The organism is Paracoccus sp. (in: a-proteobacteria) (assembly GCF_046462195.1).
GTDB lineage: Bacteria > Pseudomonadota > Alphaproteobacteria > Rhodobacterales > Rhodobacteraceae > Paracoccus.
The window spans coordinates 1-3694 of sequence record NZ_JBKGUN010000109.1; the positions used below are offsets into that span (position 1 = coordinate 1).

At 63.8% G+C, this 3694-nt stretch carries 5 protein-coding genes; all 5 read left to right on the plus strand.

All coding sequences use genetic code 11. The annotated features are described in order from the left end of the window. Positions 1 to 1553: monovalent cation/H+ antiporter subunit D (locus ACLHHB_RS07260; RefSeq protein WP_410217612.1), on the plus strand; the 1553-nt coding region annotated here is incomplete at its 5' end. Continuing rightward, entirely contained in the window at positions 1550 to 2038 is a 489-nt protein-coding gene (locus ACLHHB_RS07265; RefSeq protein ID WP_410217613.1) for a Na+/H+ antiporter subunit E, read from the plus strand. The genes ACLHHB_RS07260 and ACLHHB_RS07265, both read left to right, overlap by 4 nt. Continuing rightward, positions 2035 to 2316 carry a K+/H+ antiporter subunit F gene (locus tag ACLHHB_RS07270; protein WP_410217614.1) on the plus strand — a complete coding sequence of 94 codons (282 nt, stop codon included), beginning with the start codon at positions 2035 to 2037 and terminating at the stop codon, positions 2314 to 2316. The genes ACLHHB_RS07265 and ACLHHB_RS07270 overlap by 4 nt, the downstream gene beginning before the upstream one ends. Next, a complete protein-coding gene (gene mnhG, locus ACLHHB_RS07275) occupies positions 2313 to 2705 on the plus strand; it encodes a monovalent cation/H(+) antiporter subunit G (protein WP_410217615.1) in 393 nt (130 codons plus the stop codon). The genes ACLHHB_RS07270 and mnhG overlap by 4 nt, the downstream gene beginning before the upstream one ends. A gap of 152 nt (positions 2706 to 2857) precedes the next feature. Next, positions 2858 to 3598, plus strand: coding sequence for a DUF4336 domain-containing protein (locus ACLHHB_RS07280; protein WP_410217616.1), 741 nt, complete (start codon positions 2858 to 2860; stop codon positions 3596 to 3598). Positions 3599 to 3694 lie beyond the last annotated feature (96 nt).

The following is a 3694-nucleotide window of genomic DNA, read 5'->3' on the forward strand; positions in this document are numbered from 1 at the left end:
CAAAGTTCTGGCTGAGCCTGGTGGCGGTCGCGCTGATGCTGCTGACTGCCATCCGGCTGCTCATGGAGGCCAAAGCAGGGGGATCAGAGGCACGGGAAAGCATCGGCTTCTACCTGCTGGGGGACTGGGCCGCGCCGATGGCCATCGTGCTGGTGCTGGACCACCTGGCCGCGATGATGCTGGTTCTGACTGGACTGTTGGCCATGGCATCGCTTGTCTACGCCCGGGCCGCCTGGCATCGGCAGGGGCCGCACTACTTTTCCCTCTTCCAGTTCCTGCTGATGGGATTGAACGGCGCTTTCCTGACCGGCGACCTCTTCAATCTGTTCGTCTTCTTCGAGGTACTGCTGGCGGCGTCCTACGGGCTGCTTCTGCACGGTTCAGGGCAGGCCCGGGTGCGGGCGGGGCTGCATTACATCGCCATCAACCTCGCCGCCTCGCTGCTGTTCCTGCTGGGTGTCAGCCTGATCTATGGCTTGACCGGGACCCTGAACATGGCGCACTTGGCCAGCATGATGGCGCAGGTCCCCCCTGGCGATCGCCCGCTGCTGCACATGGGATTTGGCCTGCTGGGCATCGCCTTTCTGATCAAGACGGGCAGCTGGCCCCTGTCCTTCTGGCTGCCCAATGCCTACATGGCCGCCGCCGCGCCCGTGGGAGCCATGTTCGCCATCATGACGAAGGTGGGCATCTATGCGATCCTCCGCCTGTCGATGCTGATGTTCAGCGACGCGGCCGGTCCTTCGGCGGCGTTTGGCGCGCAAGTCCTGGTCATTCTGGGCATGGCCACGATGGTCTTCGGCATGTTGGGCATTCTCGCGTCCCAAAGCCTGGGCCGGATCGCGGCCCACTCCGTTGTCGTGTCGTCCGGAACGGTGCTTGCAGTCATCGGGTTCGCGCAGGCGGGGGGCAGCGAATGGATGCTGGCCGGGGCGCTTTACTACATGGTGGCATCGACGCTGGCGACGGCGGCCTTGTTCCTGCTGGTCGAGCCGATGAGCCGTGACGACGGCGGCATTGCCGCCATGCTGGCTCTGACAGCCGAGGTTTACGGCGCCAAGGATCGGGATACGGAAGGCAGTGAGGTGCCGGACGGTCCTGCCATTCCGTCGGCACTGGCGCTCCTCAGCACCTGCTTTGCCCTCTGCGTTCTGGGGCTGGCCGGCCTGCCGCCCTTGCCCGGCTTCGTCGGCAAGCTGACGATGATCCAGGGGGCCTTGAGCGGCACCAGCTTTCCGCCTGTTCTGACATGGGGGTTCATGGCGCTGTTGCTGGTGTCGGGCTTCGCCACGGTGATCGGCCTGGCGCGCATCGGGATCCAGACCTTCTGGGCCTCCGAAGACAATAATGCGCCCGTCATGGCGCTGGAGATTGCCCCGGTTCTGGCGCTGATCGCCGTTCTGAGCGTGATGAGCGTCAAGTCCGAGGTCGTGCTGCGCTATACCAGCGCCACCGCGCAGGCTCTTCATGACCCGTCGCGCTATGCTTATGGCGTCTTTGCGGCCCCCCGCGTCGTCGATGCCGCTTCTGACACGCCCGAGGAGCAACCGTGACCCGTTTCTTGCCCCACCCCATCCTGTCCTTGCTTCTGGTTCTGATGTGGATGGTGCTGACGCGCTTTTCGCTGGGGCACTTCCTGCTGGGCGGCGCACTCGCCCTGTTCGCCGGCTGGACCATGGCGGCGCTCCATCCGGAGACACCTGCCTTGCGCAACGGGCGGGTCATCCCTCGCCTGTTCGGGACGCTCTTTCGCGACATCATCCGTTCAAACATCGCGGTGACGCGCCTGATCCTGACCGAAGGGTGGCGCTCGAGCCGCCGGTCCTCCTTCATCGAGGTGCCGCTGAAACTTCGCAGTCCGACCGGCCTTGCCGTTCTGGCCATCATTCTGACCGCCACGCCCGGGACGGCCTGGATCGAGTACGTCTCCGGAACGGGGACGCTGGTCTTGCATATCTTCGACGGCGCCGAGAGCGAACGCTACATCTCGGTCATCCGCGATATCTATGAACCCATGCTGCAGGAGATATTCGAATGAGCGAGACGATCCTGATGCTCTCCCTCGGCTATGCCCAGCTGGCTCTGGCGCTGGCCAGCTTTCTGGCGAGTATCCGCATTCTGCGCGGCCCGCGGGCACAGGACCGGGTCCTGGCGCTCGACACGCTCTACATCGCGGTTATGTTGCTCTTCCTGGTGACGGGAATGAGGCTGGGTTCGCTATTCCTTTTCGAGGCGGCAATGGTCATCGCGGTGATGGGTTTCGTGGCCTCCATCGCCCTGGCCAAGTTCCTGTTCCGCGGGGAGGTGATCGAATGAACACGCTGAACGACGTGCCGCTGTGGCTGGCCCTTCTGGTCTCGGCCTTTGTTGTCCTTGGGGCCACCTTGACCTTGATCGGCGCCTATGGGTTCCTGCGCCTGCGCAGCTTCTATGACCGCCTGCACGCCCCCACTCTGGCAACCAGTTGGGGAACGGGTGGTGTGATATTGGCCTCGGTCCTGCTGGCCAGTCATGTCCAGGGCCGTCCTGTCCTGCACGAGCTTGTTGTGGGGCTGGCGGTCGTGGGGACCGTGCCCGTGACGCTGATGCTGCTGGGACGCGCCGCCCTGCACCGCGACCGGACGGAGAACGCGCCTGAGCTTCCGAGCGCCCTTCGTGTTTCACGATCCGCCAAAGACGCCCCACTGACCGATGATGCGTCCTGAGCCAGGCGATCGTGTCACTGCAGAAGGGGGTCGGACGCAACTGTCCGCCCCATGAACCCGGCAGTTCGGCGTCCTGCTGAACATAAAGTGTGGCTGCCGGGGCAAAGCTCTGCTCTTGTTGAACGGGACGTGCACAAACAGGATGGTGTTCGATGACCGACGTGACCTATCCGCCGCTCGACTCGCTGAAGCCTGTGGTGAACGACGTCTGGATCGTTGACAGCGGCCCTCATACAGCGCTTGGGATGATACCGCTGCCGGTTCGCATGACGGTTATCCGCCTTCAGGATGGCAGCCTGCTGCTGCATTCTCCGACACGGTTCACCAGGGCGCTGCATGACCAGCTGCTTGAGCTTGGCCCGATCGGGCATCTGGTAGCGCCCAATACAGCCCACTGGACGATGCTGAAGGAGTGGCAGGCCCATGCCCCCGAGGCCATCGCCTGGGGTGCCCCCGGCCTGAGGGAGCGAGCACAGGTCCAGCGCTCGGGTGTCACCATTGATCGGGATCTGCTCGGAAACCTTGCCGAAGGATGGCCCGGGGAAATATCGCAGGTGGATGTTCCGGGCATCGGAGGGTTCCAGGAGATCTGCCTTTTTCACACACCAAGTCGCACACTTGTTCTAACGGATTTGATCCAGAACCTCGACAAGGCGAAGTTGCCGGCGCCATTGCGTCCATTTCTCGCGCTGGCCGAGAATGGCGCACCTGATGGACGCACGCCGCGTTACCTGCGCGCGGTAGTGAAGCGGAAAGGCGACGCCGCGCGGGAGGCCGGGCGGCAGTTGGTTGCTCTTGACCCTCAACGGGTCATTTTTGCTCACGGAGACTGGTATGAGCGCAACGGCGCGGACCGGCTGGAGCGGGCACTCAGGTGGTTGCTGAAGAGGTAAGAGGGGCGATACCGGCGCAGAAGCCACTCCGTCTCTACGCTTGGTAGGTGACGCTGGCGCCCGCTCTGCGCACCAGGTTTATGACCTGTTCATACG